This window comes from Klebsiella sp. Ech2A, assembly GCF_030078455.1.
Lineage (GTDB): Bacteria > Pseudomonadota > Gammaproteobacteria > Enterobacterales > Enterobacteriaceae > Klebsiella > Klebsiella terrigena.
In genome coordinates, this window is the sequence record NZ_JAQGFU010000020.1 from 1 (window position 1) to 18,403 (window position 18,403).

Below are 18,403 nucleotides of genomic sequence, written 5' to 3' on the forward strand. Positions count from 1 at the left end.
CGCCTGCACAGCCGCCTCACCGACTTCATGCTGATTGCCGTCGCGCTGCTGCTGCTGCTGCCGCCGCTGCTGGCGGTCGTCATCGACGGCCTGAATAACAATCTGGCGCGGGTGCTGGCCCAGCCTGAGCTATGGCAAGCCCTGGCGACCTCCCTGCGCATCGCGCTGGCCGCCGGCATACTCAGCGTTATCCTGACGATGATGCTGCTGTGGAGCAGCCGCGAGCTGCGCATCCGCAGCCGACCGCTGACCGGCCAGGCGCTGGAGCTCAGCGGGATGCTGATCCTCGCCATGCCGGGGATTGTGCTCGCGACCGGCTTCTTTTTACTGCTCAATAATAGCGTTGGCCTGCCCGACTCCGCCGACGGCATCGTTATCTTCACCAATGCGCTGATGGCCATCCCCTACGCGCTGAAGGTGCTGGAAAACCCGATGCGCGACGTCGCCGTGCACTACGGCATGCTCTGCGGCTCGCTGGGAATAAGCGGCTTTACCCGCCTGAGGGTCGTTGAGCTGCGCGCCCTGAAGCGCCCGCTGGCCCAGGCGCTGGCCTTTGCCTGCGTGCTGTCGATCGGTGATTTCGGCGTGGTGGCGCTGTTCGGCAACGACGATTTCCGCACCCTGCCGTTCTATCTGTATCAGCAGATTGGCGCCTATCGCAGCCAGGACGGCGCCGTGACCGCCCTGCTGCTGCTGGCGCTGTGCTTTGTCCTCTTTACCGTGATTGAGAAGCTACCGGGGCGTGATGTTAAAACTGAATGATGTAACCTGGCTGTACCAACACCTGCCGATGCGTTTCACCCTTTCCGTACGGCGGGGCGAACGCATTGCGGTGCTCGGCCCCAGCGGGGCGGGAAAAAGCACGCTGCTGAACCTGATCGCCGGCTTTTTGCCGCCGGCGAGCGGCAGCATCGTCATTGACGGCGAGCCGCATACCGCGACGCCGCCCGCCCGTCGCCCGGTATCCATGCTGTTTCAGGAAAATAACCTCTTCAACCATCTCACCATCCGGCAGAACATCGGCCTCGGCATGCACCCCGGCCTTAAGCTGAGCGCCGGGCAAAACGCCAGCCTGCTGGCCATTGCCGAACAGATGGGCATCGATTCCCTGCTGGAGAGACTTCCCGGCGAGCTCTCCGGCGGCCAGCGCCAGCGCGCGGCGCTGGCGCGCTGTCTGGTGCGCGAGCAGCCGATACTGCTGCTGGATGAGCCGTTTTCCGCGCTCGATCCGGCGCTACGCCAGGAGATGCTGACTTTGGTTGCGGAGGTTTGCCAGCGCCGTAGTTTGACGCTGCTGATGGTGTCGCATAGCGTGGAGGATGCCGCCCGCATCGCCCCCCGGTCGCTGGTGGTGGCCGACGGGCGCATCACCTGGGATGGCGCCACCGATGCGCTCTTAAGCGGCAGCAGCAGCGCCTCTCATCTGCTCGGGATCAGCGCGCGATAACCTGGTGCAGAATATTGAGATAGACCGGCATTAGCGGGTGGCGAATTACCAGGGTTAACGCCACGCCCGCCAGCACCAGCGCCAGCGGCGACAGCCACAGCAGCCGCGCGCGCGGCAGCAGCCGGGTCAGACGATCGCTTGTTTTCGCGCTACGCCACAGGCGCCAGCAGAGCCAGCCCGCCAGCCACGCCAGCAGCGCGGCGCCCAGCAGCAGCCACTTAAAGCTGGCGCTGTTCTCATCGGCGGGGATATCAATGGCCGCGCCGGCAAGAATGCCCGGCAAAAAGTAGAGCGGCGGCCACAGCAGGCAGCCGATAATATTCGGCAGAATAAATTTCACCACCGGCAGGTCGAGCATCCCGGCAACCATCGGCACCAGCGGCCGCGTCGGCCCGACGAAGCGCCCGATCAGGATCGTGACCATGCTGTGCTGATGCAGCGCGTGCTCGGTCTTATCAAGCAGCGCTTTGTTTTTCTTCATAAACGACCAGCGATGCAGCGGTTTTTTAAACCGCCAGCCGAGCCAGAATGAGATCCAGTCGCCGAATAAACAGCCGACGATCCCCGCCAGCCACGCCTGCCAGAAGTTAACCTCACCGCTGCCGATCAGCGCGCCCAGCCCGGCCATCATCACCGTGCCCGGCAGTATCAGCCCGACCAGCGCCAGCGATTCAAGAAAGGCGACCAGCATCACGGCTATCAGCGAGTAGACCGTGGATTGGGTGATAAAATGTTCCAGCAATGCTTGCATAGTGTGCCCGGTTTAAAAACGAAGCACGGATTCTCCAGAGCCGTCGCGCCTTCGTCAAGCCATCAATTGTCTGAATAGTTTACCGGTTGTGACAATTTTCCGGGGCATCATTTCGCTTTATTTACGTTTTATTCACATCCCGCACGGAATTCACTCGGGCTGGCGCCGGTGCATTTTTTAAATACCCGCGAGAAATAGAGCTGATCTTCAAAGCCAACGTTGCGTCCCACCGTCGCGATGGGCATTCGCGTGGTGCTCAGCAGCAGCTTGGCCTGGCTGATCCGCTGATCCTCCCGCCACCCCAGCACGCTAATGCCCAGCTGCTGGCGGAACAGGTGCGACAGCCGCGACGGCGACAGGCACACGTGCTGGGCGACGCTGGCGATATCAAAATGGCTGTCCGCCAGGTGATCGCTAATGTACTGGCAAGCGTCGCGAACCCGGTTATCCAGCGGCGGATAGAGAGATTCGTTAATGGCCTCCATGCGCCGCAGCAGCAGCTGTTCCAGCAGGTTGATCGCCAGCAGCTCAGAGTAGCGCCCGGCTCCCTGTCCGGCGTCAACGATCTGGCCGAAAAGCTCGCCAAAGCGCGTCTGCCACTGCTCATCGGGACGGAAAAATCCGGTGTGGGCGAAAATCGTCGGCCAGTTCAGCCACTCATGCCAGTAGGCCCGCGGGCGGAAGTAGACCCACTGGTGATACCACTCGCGGGCATCAGGATGGCGGCCGTAGTGATGAATCTCCCCCGGCGGGAAGAGTAAAATATCGCCAGGCCGGCAGATAAACTGCTCGTCCTGGTTGTTGATCACCCCTTCACCGCGGATCGTCAGATTGAGGATGAAGCCTTTCATGCCGAGCGGGCGGTCAATAAAGAAATCCAGATAGCCTTCCGCATCAATCGGCGTCAGCCCCGTCACCAGGTGGGCGTTAAAAGAGTAGCCCGGTAGCAAAGGATCGTTTTGTGTTTCAGCCATAAACTCAGCTCTCCCGGAGAGGTACTGGACACCAATTGTCCATATTCGTTATTTTATCGCTAAGCGCGCTTCCCGTAATGGGATGCGGGTTGAAATTCGAATTAAAACCCGCCTGATTTCAGCAAAAATCGACAACAACGCTCAACGTAAGCCATTCCAGCGCCTAACAAAAGTGTCTATAAATACGGCAGAAAAGTCCACATTGAATATTTGCACGGCGTCACACTTTGCGATGGCATAGCAATATAATCCATAAGATTAGCGAATACGGCCTGACGGTTTTTCCTGAGGATATCTACTGTTTCACCATGAATGGTTTTCAGCATGGAGTAACAGCATGGCAATTGCGATTGGCCTCGATTTTGGTAGTGATTCAGTTCGCGCTCTGGCGGTGGAATGCGCCACCGGCGAAGAGCTCGCCTCCGGCGTAGAGTGGTACCCGCGCTGGCAGGAGGGGCTGTTTTGCGACGCCCCGAATAATCAGTTTCGCCACCATCCGCGTGATTACATTGAATCAATGGAAGCCGCGCTGAAAAGCGTGCTGGCGCTGCTGAGCCCCGAGCAGCGCGCCGCCGTCGTCGGTATCGGCGTTGACAGCACCGGCTCGACGCCGGCGCCGATTGACGCCGACGGCAACGTGCTGGCCCTGCGGGAAGAGTTCGCCAACAACCCGAATGCGATGTTCGTGCTGTGGAAAGACCATACCGCGGTGGAAGAGGCGGAGGCCATCACCCGCCTGTGCCACCAGCCGGGCAAAGAGGACTACTCCCGCTATATCGGCGGCATCTACTCCAGCGAATGGTTCTGGGCCAAGATCCTCCACGTCACCCGTCAGGATAGCGCCGTTGCGCAGGCAGCAGCCTCATGGATTGAGCTGTGCGACTGGGTTCCGGCGCTGCTCTCCGCGACCACCCGCCCGCAGGATATTCGCCGCGGCCGCTGCAGCGCCGGGCACAAATCCCTGTGGCACGCCGACTGGGACGGCCTGCCGCCGGCCAGCTTCTTCGACGAGCTCGACCCGATTATCAATCAGCACCTCAGCTGGCCGCTGTTTAGCGACACCTGGACCGCCGACGTGCCGGTCGGCACGCTTAGCGCCGAATGGGCGCAGCGCCTGGGTCTGGCGGAAACGGTGACCATCTCCGGCGGCGCCTTCGACTGCCATATGGGCGCGGTGGGCGCCGGCGCGCAGCCGAATACGCTGGTTAAGGTTATCGGCACCTCCACCTGCGACATCCTCATTGCCGATAAGCACAGCGTTGGCTCCCGCACGGTGAAAGGCATCTGCGGCCAGGTCGACGGCAGCGTGGTGCCCGACTTTATCGGTCTGGAAGCCGGGCAGTCGGCCTTTGGCGATATCTACGCCTGGTTTGGCCGCATTCTCGGCTGGCCGCTGGAGCAGCTGGCGCTTGCCCATCCGGAGCTGAAAGAGCCGATCCGCGCCAGCCAGAAGCAGCTGCTGCCGGCGCTGACCGAGGCGTGGGCGAAAAATCCCTCCCTCGATCATCTGCCGGTGGTGCTGGACTGGTTCAACGGACGGCGTACGCCAAACGCTAACCAGCGCCTGAAAGGGGTCATCACCGATCTGAATCTTGCCACCGATGCGCCGGCGCTGTTTGGCGGCCTGGTGGCGGCAACCGCCTTCGGCGCGCGCGCCATTATGGAGTGCTTCACCGACCAGGGGATCCCGGTCAACAACGTGATGGCGCTGGGCGGCATCGCGCGCAAAAACCCGGTCATCATGCAGGCCTGCTGCGACGTGCTGAACCGCCCGCTGCAGATTGTCGCCTCCGATCAGTGCTGCGCGCTGGGCGCGGCCATCTTTGCCGCCGTCTCCGCCGGCGTGTATCGCGATATTCCAACGGCCCAGCAGCATATGGCAAGCCGGGTGGAAAGCACCCTGCAGCCGCGCCCGGCCCAGGCTCAGCGCTTCGAACAGCTCTATCAGCGCTACCAGCAATGGTCAGTCAGCGCTGAACAACAGTATCTCCCTTCGGCTGCACAGGCGGAAAAAGCCTCGCAATCTCAGCCAGCTCTCACCCATTAAGGACACCCAAATGACGATTTTTGCTAACTATGAAGTCTGGTTCGTGATTGGCAGCCAGCATCTGTACGGCGCGGAAGCGCTGCGTCAGGTGACGAAGCATGCCGAGCACGTGGTGAACAGCCTGAACGCCGAGGCAAAACTGCCGTGCCGGCTGGTATTAAAGCCGCTGGGCACCACGCCGGACGAAATCACCCACATCTGCCGCGACGCTAACTACGATGATAAATGCGCCGGCATGGTGGTGTGGCTGCACACCTTCTCTCCGGCCAAGATGTGGATTAACGGCCTGACCATCCTCAATAAACCGCTGCTGCAGTTCCACACCCAGTACAACGCGTCGCTGCCGTGGGACAGCATCGATATGGACTTTATGAACCTCAACCAGACCGCGCACGGCGGCCGCGAGTTTGGCTTTATTGGCGCCCGTATGCGCCAGCAGCATAGCGTGGTGACCGGCCACTGGCAGGATCGCGACGCCCATCAGCGCATCGGCTCGTGGATGCGCCAGGCGGTTTCGAAGCAGGATACCCGTCATCTGAAGGTCTGCCGCTTTGGCGATAATATGCGCGAAGTGGCGGTCACCGATGGCGATAAGGTCGCCGCGCAGATCAAATTCGGCTTCTCGGTCAATACCTGGCCGGTGGGGGATCTGGTGCAGGTGGTCAACGACGTCAGCGAAGGCGAGATCAGCGCCCTGGTTGATGAGTATGAAAGCAGCTACCGCCTGACCGCGGCGGCGCAGGTGCACGGCGATAAGCGGCAGAACGTTCTCGATGCCGCGCGTATCGAGCTGGGAATGCAGCGCTTCCTGCAGCAGGGAGGCTTCCACGCCTTCACCACCACCTTTGAAGATTTACACGGCCTGAAGCAGCTTCCGGGCCTCGCCGTGCAGCGTCTGATGCAGCAGGGCTACGGCTTTGCGGGCGAAGGCGACTGGAAAACCGCCGCCCTGCTTCGCATCATGAAGGTGATGTCAACCGGTCTGCAGGGCGGCACCTCCTTTATGGAGGATTACACCTACCACTTCGACAACGGCAACGATCTGGTGCTCGGCTCGCATATGCTGGAGGTCTGCCCAACCATCTCCACGGCGGAAAAACCGATCCTCGACGTCCAGCCGCTGGGCATCGGCGGTAAAGCCGACCCTGCGCGCCTGATCTTCAACACCCAGACCGGCCCGGCGATCGTCGCCAGCCTGATCGATCTCGGCGATCGCTTCCGCCTGCTGGTTAACACCGTTGAAACGGTACCGACCCCGCACGAACTGCCGAAGCTGCCGGTTGCCAACGCGCTGTGGAAAGCGCAGCCGGATCTCCGCACCGCCTCCGAAGCCTGGATCATTGCCGGCGGCGCGCACCATACGGTCTTCAGCCACTCCCTGACGCTCGACGATATGCGCCAGTTTGCGGAGCTGCAGGATATCGAGCTGACCGTGATTGATAACGAAACCCGCCTGCCTTCTTTCAAAGACGCGCTGCGCTGGAACGAAGTTTATTACGCCGGTAAACGTTAAGAGGTCGTCCCCTTTTCTCCCTCTGCGCCGCGGCAAAGAGGAGAAAAGGGGAAACCGCGCTGACCCGCAATTCGGAGTACACAATGTTAGAAGATCTGAAACGTCAGGTGCTGGAAGCAAACCTCGCGCTGCCCAGGCACAACCTGGTGACCTTAACCTGGGGCAACGTCAGCGCCGTCGACCGCGAGCGGGGCCTGCTGGTGATCAAGCCGTCGGGCGTCGACTATAGCGCGATGAGCGCTGAGGATATGGTGGTGGTGAGCCTCGAAAGCGGAGAAGTGGTGGAAGGGAAAAAGAAACCCTCGTCGGATACCCCCACCCATCGCCTGCTGTACCAGGCCTTCCCGACCCTCGGCGGTATCGTCCATACCCATTCGCGCCATGCGACCATCTGGGCGCAGGCGGGCCAGCCCATCCCGGCGACCGGCACCACCCACGCCGACTACTTCTACGGCGCGGTTCCCTGCACCCGCCTGATGACCGACGGCGAAATCAACGGGGAGTATGAGTGGGAAACCGGGCGCGTTATCGTCGAAACCTTCCGCGAGAACGCCATCGACCCGGCGCAAATGCCCGGCGTGCTGGTGCACTCCCACGGCCCGTTCGCGTGGGGCAAAAACGCGGAAGACGCGGTGCATAACGCCATCGTGCTGGAAGAGATCGCCTATATGGGGATTTTCTGCCGCCAGCTGGCGCCGCAGCTGCCGGAGATGCAGCAAACTCTGCTGGATAAGCACTATTTACGCAAGCACGGCGCGAAGGCCTATTACGGGCAGTAGCGTCAAATACCTGTATAAAACCCCAGCACCTTGTCATCAACCAGGCTATACTCAGGCCTGGTTTGACTTGATGAGAGCGCGGCGTGACTCAGCCACGAGAAGGTTTTTTATTGACCCGTCACTGGCGGGATACCCCCCAGGGCACGGAGCTGACCTTTTGGCTGGCAACCGACGACGGTCCCCTTCAGGTCACCCTGCCGCCGCAGGAGTCCGTGGCCTTTATCCCCGAAGCGCAGCGTGCCCAGGCTGAGCGCCTGCTGCAGGGCGAAAACGGCCTGCGCCTCGCCCCGCTGAGCCTGAAAGACTTTCACCGCCAGCCGGTTTTCGGCCTTTACTGCCGCGCCCATCGCCAGCTGATGCGCCTGGAAAAGAAGCTGCGCGAACAGGGCGTCACCGTCTACGAAGGCGATGTCCGCCCCCCGGAACGCTATCTGATGGAGCGCTTTATTACCGCTCCGGTTTGGGTCGAAGGCGAAGCGCGCGGCGGGCGGCTGATCAACGCCCGCATGAAGGCCAGCCCGCACTACCGGCCGCCGCTGAAATGGGTCTCGCTGGATATCGAAACCAGCCGCCACGGCGAGCTGTACTGCATCGGCCTGGAGGGCTGCGGCCAGCGGGTTGTCTACATGCTCGGGCCAGAGCCGGCGGCCGCTCCCGCGGTTGATTTTCAGCTGGAGTACGTCGCCAGCCGCCCGCAGCTGCTGGAAAAGCTCAACGCCTGGTTTGCCGCCCACGACCCGGATATCCTGATCGGCTGGAACGTCGTCCAGTTCGACCTGCGCGTGCTGCAAAAACACGCCGAGCGCTACCGTATTCCGCTGCTGCTCGGCCGCGGCAACAGCGAGCTGGAGTGGCGCGAGCACGGTTTTAAAAATGGAGTATTCTTCGCCCAGGCCAGCGGGCGGCTGATTATCGACGGCATTGAGGCGCTGAAATCGGCGTTCTGGAACTTCCCCTCTTTTTCGCTTGAGGCGGTCGCGCGCGAGCTGCTGGGTGAAGGTAAAGCGATTGATAATCCCTGGGATCGGATGGACGAAATCGACCGCCGCTTCAGCGAGGATAAGCCCGCGCTGGCAACCTACAACCTGCAGGACTGCGAGCTGGTGACGCGCATCTTCCACAAAACGGAGATCGTGCCCTTTCTGCTGGAGCGCGCCACGGTGAACGGCCTGCCCGCCGACCGCCACGGCGGGTCGGTGGCCGCCTTTAGCCACCTCTATTTTCCGCGCATGCACCGGCTGGGCTACGTTGCGCCCAATCTCGGCGAAGTGCCGCCGCAGGCCAGCCCCGGCGGCTACGTGATGGACTCCCGTCCCGGCCTGTACGATTCGGTGCTGGTGCTGGACTACAAAAGCCTGTACCCCTCGATTATCCGCACCTTTCTGATTGACCCGGTGGGGCTCGTCGAAGGGGGCGCCCAGCCCGATGACGAGCACAGCACCGAAGGCTTTCTCGGCGCGCGCTTCTCCCGCGAGAAGCACTGCCTGCCGGATATCGTCGGCCAGATTTGGCACGGGCGCGACGACGCCAAGCGGCATAAAAACAAGCCGCTATCGCAGGCGTTGAAGATCATTATGAACGCCTTTTACGGCGTGCTCGGCACCAGCGCCTGCCGCTTTTTCGACCCGCGCCTGGCCTCGTCAATCACCATGCGCGGCCACGCCATCATGCGCCAGACCAAAGCGCTGATTGAGTCGCAGGGCTATGACGTTATCTACGGCGACACCGACTCCACCTTTGTCTGGCTCAGGCGCGCCCATGATGAACAAGAGGCGGCGAAAATCGGCCGGTCGCTGGTGGCTTACGTCAACAGCTGGTGGGCCACAGAGCTGGGGAAATCGCGCCTCACCAGCACCCTCGAGCTGGAGTTTGAAACCCACTTCTGCCGCTTTTTAATGCCGACCATCCGCGGCGCCGATACCGGCAGCAAAAAGCGCTACGCCGGAATGATTCAGGAGGCGCAGGAGCAGAGAATGGTCTTTAAAGGGCTGGAGACGGTGCGAACCGACTGGACGCCGCTGGCCCAGCAGTTTCAGCAGGAGCTGTACCTGCGCATTTTCCGCAACCAGCCCTATCGCGACTACGTTCTGGAGACGATTAATCGGCTGATGAACGGCGAGCTCGACGATCGGCTGATCTACCGCAAGCGGCTGCGCCGGCCGCTGGCGGAATATCAGCGCAACGTTCCGCCGCACGTCCGCGCGGCAAGGCTTGCCGACGAGCACAACGTCAGGCTGGGCAGGCCGCAGCAGTACCAGCAGCGCGGCAGCATCAAATATGTCTGGACCACCGGCGGGCCGGAACCGGTCGATTATCAGCAGTCGCCGCTCGATTACGATCACTATTTGTCGAAACAATTACAGCCGGTCGCGGAAGGAATTCTTCCCTTTGTCGACGATGATTTTGCTACAATAGTGACAGGGCAGCTGGGGCTATTTTGACAGGTGACTATCACCGCAGCATCCAGTACCATAGCGCCCTTTCCACTCCTGGACCCAATCTTGATCCCTCTCCAGCCTATTTCGGAGATGATCAACTATTGCCTGCAATTTAAGAACTAAAGAGCCGAACACATATGCCTTTTACACTTGGTCAACGCTGGATTAGCGACACAGAGAGCGAACTGGGATTAGGGACGGTCGTAGCGCTGGATGCGCGCATGGTTACCCTTCTTTTCCCCGCCATCGGCGAAAATCGTCTGTACGCACGCAACGACTCCCCGATCACCCGCGTGATGTTTAATCCGGGCGACACCATCACCAGCCACGAAGGCTGGCAGCTCCAGGTTGACGAAGTTAATGAAGAGAACGGCCTGCTGGCCTATACCGGTACCCGTCTGGATACCGAAGAAGCTAACGTGGTCCTGCGTGAAGTGCTGCTCGACAGCAAGCTGGTTTTCAGCAAGCCGCAGGATCGCCTGTTCGCCGGGCAGATCGACCGTATGGACCGCTTTGCGCTGCGCTACCGCGCGCGTAAATATCAGAGCGAGCAGTACCGGATGCCGTGGAGCGGCCTGCGCGGCCAGCGCACCAGCCTGATCCCGCACCAGCTGCACATCGCCCACGACGTTGGCCGTCGCCACGCCCCGCGCGTGCTGCTGGCGGATGAAGTCGGGCTCGGTAAAACCATCGAAGCCGGGATGATCCTGCATCAGCAGCTGCTTGCCGGCGCCGCCGAGCGCGTGCTGATCGTCGTCCCGGAAACCCTGCAGCACCAGTGGCTGGTCGAAATGCTGCGCCGCTTCAACCTGCGCTTCTCTCTGTTTGACGATGAGCGCTATGCCGAAGCGCAGCACGATGCCTACAACCCGTTTGAAACCGAGCAGCTGGTTATCTGCTCGCTGGATTTTGTTCGCCGCAGCAAGCAGCGCCTTGAGCACCTGTGCGACGCCGAATGGGACCTGATGATCGTCGATGAGGCGCACCACCTGGTGTGGAGCGAAGAGGCGCCGAGCCGTGAATATCAGGCGATTGAACAGCTGGCCGAGCGCGTGCCGGGGATCCTGCTGCTGACCGCCACGCCGGAGCAGCTGGGAATGGAGAGCCATTTCGCCCGTCTGCGCCTGCTGGATCCAAACCGTTTCCACGACTTTGCCCAGTTCGTTGAAGAGCAGCAGAACTATCGCCCGGTGGCCGACGCCGTCGCCCTGCTGCTGGCAGGCAACAGGCTGAGCGATGCCGATCTGAACATGCTCGGCGAGCTGATCGGCGAGCAGGATATCGAGCCGCTGCTGCAAACCGCCAACAGCGATCGCGACGGAGCCCAGTCCGCGCGTCAGGAGCTGGTCTCCATGCTCATGGACCGCCACGGCACCAGCCGCGTTCTGTTCCGTAACACCCGTAACGGCGTGAAAGGCTTCCCGAAACGCGAACTGCACACCATTCGCCTGCCGCTGCCGATGCAGTACCAGACGGCCATCAAGGTCTCCGGCATTATGGGCGCGCGTAAAACCGCCGAAGAGCGCGCTCGCGATATGCTCTATCCGGAGCAGATCTATCAGGAGTTTGAAGGCGATAGCGGAACCTGGTGGAACTTCGACCCGCGCATCGAGTGGCTGATGGGCCACCTGACCAGCCACCGTTCGCAGAAGGTGCTGGTGATCTGCGCGAAAGCCGCCACCGCGCTACAGCTGGAGCAGGTGCTGCGCGAGCGGGAAGGTATTCGCGCTGCGGTCTTCCACGAAGGCATGTCGATCATTGAACGCGACCGCGCCGCCGCGTGGTTTGCCGAAGAGGATACCGGCGCGCAGGTGCTGCTGTGTTCTGAAATTGGCTCCGAAGGCCGCAACTTCCAGTTCGCCAGCAACCTGGTGATGTTCGATCTGCCGTTTAACCCGGATCTGCTGGAGCAGCGTATTGGCCGTCTGGACCGTATCGGCCAGGCGCACGATATTCAGATCCACGTGCCGTACCTGGAAAAAACCGCCCAGTCGGTGCTGGTCCGCTGGTATCACGAAGGGCTTGATGCCTTCGAGCACACCTGCCCGACCGGCCGTACCGTTTACGATAGCGTCCATGACCAGCTGATTAACTATCTTGCCGCGCCGGAAACCACCGACGGCTTCGACGAGCTGATTAAATCCTGCCGCCAGCAGCACGACGCGCTGAAAGCGCAGCTGGAGCAGGGCCGCGACCGCCTGCTGGAGATCCACTCTAACGGCGGCGAAGGAGCGCTGGCGCTCGCCGAAAGCATTGAAGAGCAGGATGACGACACCAGCCTGATCGCCTTTGCCATGAACCTGTTTGATATCGTCGGCGTCAACCAGGACGATCGCGGCGAGAACCTGATCGTGCTGACCCCGTCCGATCATATGCTGGTTCCGGACTTCCCGGGCCTGCCGGAAGACGGCTGCACCATCACCTTCGAGCGCGACGTCGCCCTCTCCCGCGAAGACGCGCAGTTCGTCACCTGGGAGCATCCGCTGATTATCAACGGCCTGGACCTGATCCTCTCCGGCGATACCGGCAGCAGCACCATCTCGCTGCTGAAGAACAAGGCGTTGCCGGTCGGCACGCTGCTGCTCGAGCTGATTTACGTCGTCGAAGCGCAGGCGCCGAAGCAGCTGCAGCTTAATCGCTTCCTGCCGGCCACGCCGGTGCGCATGCTGCTGGATAAGAACGGCAACAACCTCGCCGGCCAGGTGGAGTTCGAGAGCTTCAACCGCCAGCTGAGCGCCGTTAACCGCCATACCGGCAGCAAGCTGGTCAACGCGGTGCAGCAGGACGTTCACGCGATCCTCCAGCTCGGCGAAGCGCAGGTCGCTAAAGCCGCTCAGGCGCTGATCGACGCGGCGCGCGATGAGGCTAACGACAAGCTGTCGGCGGAGCTGTCGCGTCTGGAAGCGCTTAAGGCGGTGAACCCGAACATCCGCGATGACGAGCTGTCGGCCATTGAGAGCAACCGTCAGCAGGTGATGGATGCGCTGGCCCAGGCCGGCTGGCGTCTCGATGCGCTGCGCTTAATCGTCGTCACTCACCAGTAACGGAACGCGAATATGGCGATGGAAAACTACAATCCGCCGCAGGATCCCTGGCTGGTTATCCTCTATCAGGATGAGCACATTATGGTGGTCAACAAGCCGAGCGGCCTGTTGTCCGTGCCGGGGCGCCTGGAGGAGCATAAAGACAGCGTGATGACGCGCGTGCAGCGCGACTTTCCGCAGGCCGAGTCGGTTCACCGGCTGGATATGGCCACCAGCGGCGTGATTGTGGTGGCGCTGACCAAAGCGGCGGAGCGCGAGCTGAAGCGTCAGTTTCGCGAGCGCGAGCCGAAGAAGCAGTACGTCGCCCGCGTGTGGGGTCACCCGCAGAAAGCAGAAGGTCTGGTGGATTTGCCGCTGATTTGCGACTGGCCGAATCGGCCAAAGCAGAAGGTGTGCTACGAAACCGGTAAGGCGGCGCAAACCGAGTATGAGGTGCTGGAGTACGCGGACGATAACAGCGCCCGCGTGCGCCTGAAGCCGATTACCGGGCGCTCGCACCAGCTGCGCGTGCATATGCTGGCCCTCGGTCATCCGATTCTCGGCGACCGCTTTTATGCGACGCCGGAAGCGCTGGCCATGGCCCCGCGCCTGCTGCTGCACGCGGAGATGCTGACCATCACCCATCCCGCTTTCGGCAACGCGATGACCTTCCGCGCACCGGTCGACTTCTGACCGCGAGTTTCTGACTTCTGTTTCCCGGGCGGCGGCTTAAACGCCTTGCCCGGGCTACCCCGCCCCTGCGCTAAACGCAGCCGGAACGGGGCTCCTCACGCTATCATCCGTTAGTCGCGGGCAAACCACGCGTCAATCATCTGCTCTACGTGAGCGGCCGACTGCTGCGGCTGGCGATCGTTGCTCTCAGCGGCGGACGAGCGGCCCTGCGGGCCTGCCGTCGGGCAAATCACTTCGATATTCCATAAACGCCCCAGCGGATGGGATTGCGTCAGCTCCGCGCACAGCGCGTTGATTTCACTGGCAGAGTGCTTAACGCACCACAGCGCTTCCGGCCCGGTTGGCAGCCACTGCACCCGGCGGTCCAGCGTTTGCCAGCGGTGTTTCCACAGCAGCTGATCGAAAGCCTGCAGCGCCACGCCCATCATGTTGCGATAGCGGATGCTGTCTTTCTCCGCGCCCGGCGTCACCAGGGTAAGCGAAATAACCGGCTGCTGATAATGGGTTAACAACTCGCTCTGACGAGCTTCACGCTGCGCTTTCACCGCCAGCAGGTTTTCAACGCTGGCGCCCGCACGGGCGGGAGTATCCACGGACATTAATTCCTCTCCTTCACTGAATAAAATAACGGCGGCAGGGGCCGTCGCGATAACGGATTTCGCTGCTGATTGTATCGCTAAATGCACAGAATTTAGGATACAGGACAAAGAAATTTTCTTCGTCCCGTGGTGGGAAATAGCAGTTTTTCCTGTTAGCGCAGAACTAAATCACGCCATAAAGTGGCTAAGAAACAGCAGGCCCAAAGAGACATTGATCGCGCCGCCGATGCGGGTAGCGATTTGGGCGAACGGCATCAGGTTCATGCGGTTGCCGGAGGTGAGGATCGCCACGTCGCCGGTCCCCCCCTGTCCGCTCTGGCAGCAGGAGACAATCGCCACGTCGATCGGATGCATACCGATTTTTTTACCGACGAAGAACCCGGTCGCCACCAGCGCGGAGACGGTGCTGATAATCACCAGCAGATTGGTGATAGTGAAGGCGTTCACCAGCTCCTGCCACGGCGTAATCGCGACGCCAACGGCAAACAGAATCGGATAGGTCACCGCCGTGCGGAAGAACTTATACACCACCTGCGAGCCCTCCTGCAGGCGCGGCGATACGCCGTTAGCCAGCTTCAGCAGCACCGCCAGGAACAGCATCCCCACCGGCGCCGGCAGGCCAATCATCTTTTGCCCCAGCATCCCCAGCATATAGAGCAGCACCGCCAGCAGCGCTCCGGACGCCAGCGTCGCCACGTCCGTTTTGCCGTCAGAGCTTTCGTCGCCGACCCTTTCATGATGCGTTTCGTTGCTGCGGTTCGGCATCAGCTGGCCTTCGCCGGTCAGATGCGGGAAGCGCTTGCCCAGCTGATTCAGGCTGCCGGAGATGACAATCGCCGTCAGGCTGCCCAGCATAACCATCGGCAGGACGCGGCCCAGCGCAACGCCCTGATCCATATGCATCAGCGCGGCGTAGCCAATCGACAGCGGTATCGCCCCTTCCCCTACGCCGCCGGCCATAATCGGCAGGACGATAAAGAAGAAGACCTGGAATGGCTCCAGGCCCAGCGCGGTCCCGACGCCAACGCCGACCAGCATGCCGACAACTTCACCGCACAGCATCGGGAAGAAAATGCGCAGGAACCCCTGAATCAGCGTGGTGCGGTTCATGCTCATAATGCTGCCGACGATAATGCAGCAGATGTAGAGATAGAGAATATTGGTCGACTTGTAGAATTTGGTGGTGGATTCCACCACCACGTCCGGCAGCAGGCCGTAATGAACCAGCGCCGAGGGAATAAAGGTCGCGCAGATCGCCGCCGCGCCGAGCTTGCCGAGAACCGGCAGGCGCTTGCCAAACTCGCCGCAGGCGAAGCCAAAAAAGGCCAGCGTCGCCACCATCACCACAATGTCGCTCGGCAGCTTGCCGCCCAGACAGTCCAGGGCAATTAAGCCCCCGGCCAGCAGGAACAGCGGCAGCGGGATAATCCCGACTTTGCGGTTGTCCATAACGTGCCACCAGCGCTGCTTCAGCGTGGCCTTTGGGGTATCGATGGGGTCGAGGGTCGCAGAGAATGCATCGTCAGTGGTGCTCATAGGTTTAGCCCTTTAGTTATTATTCATCTTCAGACTAGGGGGGAATAAGCCGACTTAATGTGAGGGTTGCCAGATTAAAAATGAAGTTTTAATGGGCACTATGGTTTTTATGGTTTCTATTCCCGGCGTGATATATCTCTGATTTATTAGCGTGGTTTTTATGGTTTTTTGTTGCAGCCCTGGAGATCATTTATAAATAGGCTTCGCGGATCGATTCTGTTCCCTGACCCCGGCGTAAGCGGCCGCTCGTGACTTGCCCGCCTTACTGAGACTCTGTACAAGGCCTATGAAAGTTTCCTTTCAATTTAAGCTGTTTATTTCCCTGGTGGCATTTTTCTCGATCCTCTTTGCCCTGCTGGGCGTGTATTACTATTTCGATGCCAGCCATCAGCTTTATCAGGAAATGAGCACCCGCGCCAAAATACAGGCCGAAGAGATCGCCCTGATGCCCAATTTACGCCAGCAGGTTGCCCGCAGGGATCCGCAGGCGATAAACGCCTTTATGCAGGAAATCGCCGCCCACAGCGACGCCAGCTTTATTGTTGTTGGCGACGCGCGGAGCGTGCATCTGTTCCACTCCGTGCACCCGGAGTGGGTCGGCACCCGACTGGTTGGCGGCGATAATCAGGCGGTGCTGGAAGGGAAAACCATTACCACCATCCGCAAAGGCGGGCTCGGGATTTCGCTGCGCAGCAAAGCGCCGGTGCGTGACGACGCGGGTCGGGTGGTGGGGATTGTTTCCGTCGGCTATCTGACCAGCTACCTCGACAGCATCACGCTGCAAAAAGTCATCAATATCTTCGTCGCCGCCGTGCTGCTGCTGGTTGCGCTGTTTATCTTCTCCTGGTACTTCACCCGCAGCATCAAGAAGCAGATCTTCTCCCTCGAGCCGCGGGAAATCGGCCTGCTGGTGCGCCAGCAAAAGGCGATGATGGAATCGATCTATGAAGGGGTTATCGTTATCGACCACACCCGCCGCATCAAGGTCATTAACCACGCCGCCCGCAGCCTGCTCGGCCTGACCCTGCCCGCGCACCGGCTGCGCGGGCAGTCGATCGATAGCGTCATCGTGCCGCAGCCCTTTTTCGCCGGCGGCGAGATGCTGGAAAGCGACACGCACGACGAGCTCTGCCGCTTCAACCAGCTCACCGTCCTCGCCAGCCGGGTGCGCATCATGCTGGAAAACTCGCTGCAGGGCTGGGTGATCACCTTCCGCGACCGGGACGAAATCAACTCCCTTAGCGCCCAGCTAAGCCAGGTGAAGCGCTATGTGGATAACCTGCGCATCATGCGCCATGAGCAGCTGAACCGCATGACGACGCTTTCCGGCCTGCTGCACATGGGCCACTACGACGAGGCCATTCGCTATATTCAGGCGCAGTCGGAGCATGCCCAGGAGCTGCTGGACTTTATTTCATCCCGCTTTAGCTCGCCGACGCTCTGCGGCCTGCTGCTGGGTAAGGCCGCCCGGGCGCGGGAGAAAGGCGTCGAGCTGAGCTTCGACCCCGCCTGCCACATCGACCGGCCGCTGCCGTCGTTAATCGAATCGGAGCTCATCTCGATTATCGGCAACCTGCTGGATAACGCCATCGAAGCCACCCAGCGCGCCGAGCTGCCGCACGAGCCGGTAGAGGTGCTGATTAAGCTCAGCGCCCGGGAGCTGATGATTGAAGTGGCCGATCGCGGCGTCGGCATCCGCCCGGAGATCCGCGAGCGAATTTTCGAACGCGGCGTCACCACTAAAACCCGTGGCGATCACGGCATCGGCCTGTATCTTATTGAACACTATGTCACTCAGGCTGGCGGCACCATCGAGGTTGCCGATAACTCGCCGCGCGGGGCCATCTTTACGCTGTTTATTCCCGCCGACGGTCCGGCCCACCCGCCACAAGGGGCACACTATGCATCATGACCTGGTCGATGTACTGATCGTCGAAGATGAGAGCGAGCTGGCGCGGCTGCACGCCGAGCTGATTCAAAAACACCCGCGCATGCGGCTGGCGGGCATGGCCGCCTCGCTCACCCAGGCGCGACAGATGCTCAACGCCAGCCCGCCGCAGCTGGTGCTGCTCGACAACTATTTACCCGACGGTAAGGGGGTGACGCTGATGACCGACCCGCTGCTGGCAAGCGCCAACTGCTCGGTTATCTTTATTACCGCCGCCAGCGACATGGAAACCTGCAGCCTGGCCATTCGCAACGGGGCCTTCGACTACATCCTGAAGCCGGTCTCCTGGAAACGGCTGAGCCAGTCTCTCGAGCGCTTCGTTCAGTTTTACGACCAGCAGCGGGAGTGGAAGATTGTCGATCAGCAAAACGTCGATTCGCTGTACCAGCTGCAGGCGAAAAACTTTCGCGCCGATAGCGGCAGCAAAGGGATTGAGGAAAAAACGCTGGCGCTGGTGCAGAACCTGTTTAACGGGCGGGAAGCGCACTGCTTTTCGGTCGATGAGGTGGTGAACGACGCCGGCCTGAGTAAAACGACCGCCCGCCGCTACCTGGAGCACTGCGTGGAAACGGGCTTTCTGGAAGTGGAAATGCTGTATGGTAAAATTGGCCATCCGCGGCGGATGTACCGCCGCGCCAGGAACCCGTCCTGAAAC

14 protein-coding genes are annotated in these 18,403 nt (G+C 61.0%); 10 read left to right on the forward strand and 4 right to left on the reverse strand.

Annotation, left to right across the window (positions count from 1 at the left end; all coding sequences use genetic code 11):
- Both PFH44_RS06895 and thiQ read left to right on the forward strand, forming a co-directional pair.
- Window positions 1-762 (forward strand): ABC transporter permease subunit (locus PFH44_RS06895; protein ID WP_283824637.1); only part of this gene is annotated, 762 nt, incomplete at its 5' end.
- Window positions 746-1,447, forward strand: a complete 702-nt coding sequence (gene thiQ / locus PFH44_RS06900) for a thiamine ABC transporter ATP-binding protein ThiQ (RefSeq protein ID WP_283824638.1) — start codon at window positions 746-748, stop codon at window positions 1,445-1,447. The genes PFH44_RS06895 and thiQ, both read left to right, overlap by 17 nt.
- Here thiQ and PFH44_RS06905 read toward each other — a convergent pair.
- Together PFH44_RS06905 and araC are read right to left on the reverse strand one after the other, a co-directional pair.
- Complete coding sequence (locus PFH44_RS06905) at window positions 1,434-2,198, reverse strand: DedA family protein (protein WP_045859937.1); 765 nt, start codon at window positions 2,196-2,198, stop codon at window positions 1,434-1,436. The genes thiQ and PFH44_RS06905 overlap by 14 nt on opposite strands.
- A gap of 128 nt (window positions 2,199-2,326) precedes the next feature.
- A complete protein-coding gene (araC, locus tag PFH44_RS06910; RefSeq protein ID WP_283824639.1) occupies window positions 2,327-3,172 on the reverse strand; it encodes an arabinose operon transcriptional regulator AraC in 846 nt (281 codons plus the stop codon).
- A gap of 337 nt (window positions 3,173-3,509) precedes the next feature.
- Between araC and araB the strand changes: the two genes are divergently transcribed.
- The 6 genes from araB (at window position 3,510) to rluA (ending at window position 13,665) form a co-directional block, all read left to right on the forward strand.
- Window positions 3,510-5,219 (forward strand): ribulokinase, encoded by a 1,710-nt coding sequence (gene araB / locus PFH44_RS06915; protein ID WP_283824640.1) that lies wholly within the window; start codon window positions 3,510-3,512, stop codon window positions 5,217-5,219.
- Between the two features lie 10 nt (window positions 5,220-5,229).
- On the forward strand, window positions 5,230-6,732 hold the full coding sequence (gene araA, locus PFH44_RS06920) for an L-arabinose isomerase (protein WP_283824641.1): 1,503 nt from the start codon (window positions 5,230-5,232) through the stop codon (window positions 6,730-6,732).
- A gap of 83 nt (window positions 6,733-6,815) precedes the next feature.
- Entirely contained in the window at window positions 6,816-7,511 is a 696-nt protein-coding gene (gene araD / locus PFH44_RS06925) for an L-ribulose-5-phosphate 4-epimerase (protein WP_283824642.1), read from the forward strand.
- An 83-nt stretch (window positions 7,512-7,594) separates the two neighbouring features.
- Window positions 7,595-9,952 (forward strand): DNA polymerase II, encoded by a 2,358-nt coding sequence (polB, locus tag PFH44_RS06930; protein WP_283824643.1) that lies wholly within the window; start codon window positions 7,595-7,597, stop codon window positions 9,950-9,952.
- Between the two features lie 134 nt (window positions 9,953-10,086).
- A complete protein-coding gene (gene rapA / locus PFH44_RS06935; protein ID WP_283824644.1) occupies window positions 10,087-12,993 on the forward strand; it encodes an RNA polymerase-associated protein RapA in 2,907 nt (968 codons plus the stop codon).
- A gap of 12 nt (window positions 12,994-13,005) precedes the next feature.
- The gene (gene rluA, locus PFH44_RS06940) at window positions 13,006-13,665 is read left to right on the forward strand and encodes a bifunctional tRNA pseudouridine(32) synthase/23S rRNA pseudouridine(746) synthase RluA (RefSeq protein ID WP_041144020.1); all 660 of its coding nucleotides are present in this window, start codon (window positions 13,006-13,008) and stop codon (window positions 13,663-13,665) included.
- Window positions 13,666-13,775: 110 nt separating this feature from the next.
- On the opposite strand, the gene PFH44_RS06945 is transcribed toward rluA, so the two are convergent.
- Window positions 13,776-14,264 (reverse strand): citrate lyase holo-[acyl-carrier protein] synthase, encoded by a 489-nt coding sequence (locus PFH44_RS06945; RefSeq protein ID WP_045859952.1) that lies wholly within the window; start codon window positions 14,262-14,264, stop codon window positions 13,776-13,778.
- A gap of 168 nt (window positions 14,265-14,432) precedes the next feature.
- Window positions 14,433-15,800: a 2-hydroxycarboxylate transporter family protein gene (locus PFH44_RS06950; protein WP_045859954.1), complete on the reverse strand. Its 1,368-nt coding sequence runs from the start codon at window positions 15,798-15,800 to the stop codon at window positions 14,433-14,435.
- 286 nt (window positions 15,801-16,086) lie between these two features.
- Between PFH44_RS06950 and PFH44_RS06955 the strand changes: the two genes are divergently transcribed.
- A complete protein-coding gene (locus PFH44_RS06955; RefSeq protein ID WP_283824645.1) occupies window positions 16,087-17,712 on the forward strand; it encodes an ATP-binding protein in 1,626 nt (541 codons plus the stop codon).
- The gene (locus PFH44_RS06960; RefSeq protein WP_283824646.1) at window positions 17,702-18,400 is read left to right on the forward strand and encodes a response regulator; all 699 of its coding nucleotides are present in this window, start codon (window positions 17,702-17,704) and stop codon (window positions 18,398-18,400) included. The genes PFH44_RS06955 and PFH44_RS06960 overlap by 11 nt, the downstream gene beginning before the upstream one ends.
- Window positions 18,401-18,403 lie beyond the last annotated feature (3 nt).

Coding starts and splice junctions, on each gene's coding strand:
- thiQ (WP_283824638.1), top strand. CDS start 746: ATGTTAAAACTGAATGATGTAACCTGGCTGTACCAACACCTGCCGATG.
- PFH44_RS06905 (WP_045859937.1), bottom strand. CDS start 2,198: ATGCAAGCATTGCTGGAACATTTTATCACCCAATCCACGGTCTACTCG.
- araC (WP_283824639.1), bottom strand. CDS start 3,172: ATGGCTGAAACACAAAACGATCCTTTGCTACCGGGCTACTCTTTTAAC.
- araB (WP_283824640.1), top strand. CDS start 3,510: ATGGCAATTGCGATTGGCCTCGATTTTGGTAGTGATTCAGTTCGCGCT.
- araA (WP_283824641.1), top strand. CDS start 5,230: ATGACGATTTTTGCTAACTATGAAGTCTGGTTCGTGATTGGCAGCCAG.
- araD (WP_283824642.1), top strand. CDS start 6,816: ATGTTAGAAGATCTGAAACGTCAGGTGCTGGAAGCAAACCTCGCGCTG.
- rapA (WP_283824644.1), top strand. CDS start 10,087: ATGCCTTTTACACTTGGTCAACGCTGGATTAGCGACACAGAGAGCGAA.
- rluA (WP_041144020.1), top strand. CDS start 13,006: ATGGCGATGGAAAACTACAATCCGCCGCAGGATCCCTGGCTGGTTATC.
- PFH44_RS06945 (WP_045859952.1), bottom strand. CDS start 14,264: ATGTCCGTGGATACTCCCGCCCGTGCGGGCGCCAGCGTTGAAAACCTG.
- PFH44_RS06950 (WP_045859954.1), bottom strand. CDS start 15,800: ATGAGCACCACTGACGATGCATTCTCTGCGACCCTCGACCCCATCGAT.
- PFH44_RS06955 (WP_283824645.1), top strand. CDS start 16,087: ATGAAAGTTTCCTTTCAATTTAAGCTGTTTATTTCCCTGGTGGCATTT.
- PFH44_RS06960 (WP_283824646.1), top strand. CDS start 17,702: ATGCATCATGACCTGGTCGATGTACTGATCGTCGAAGATGAGAGCGAG.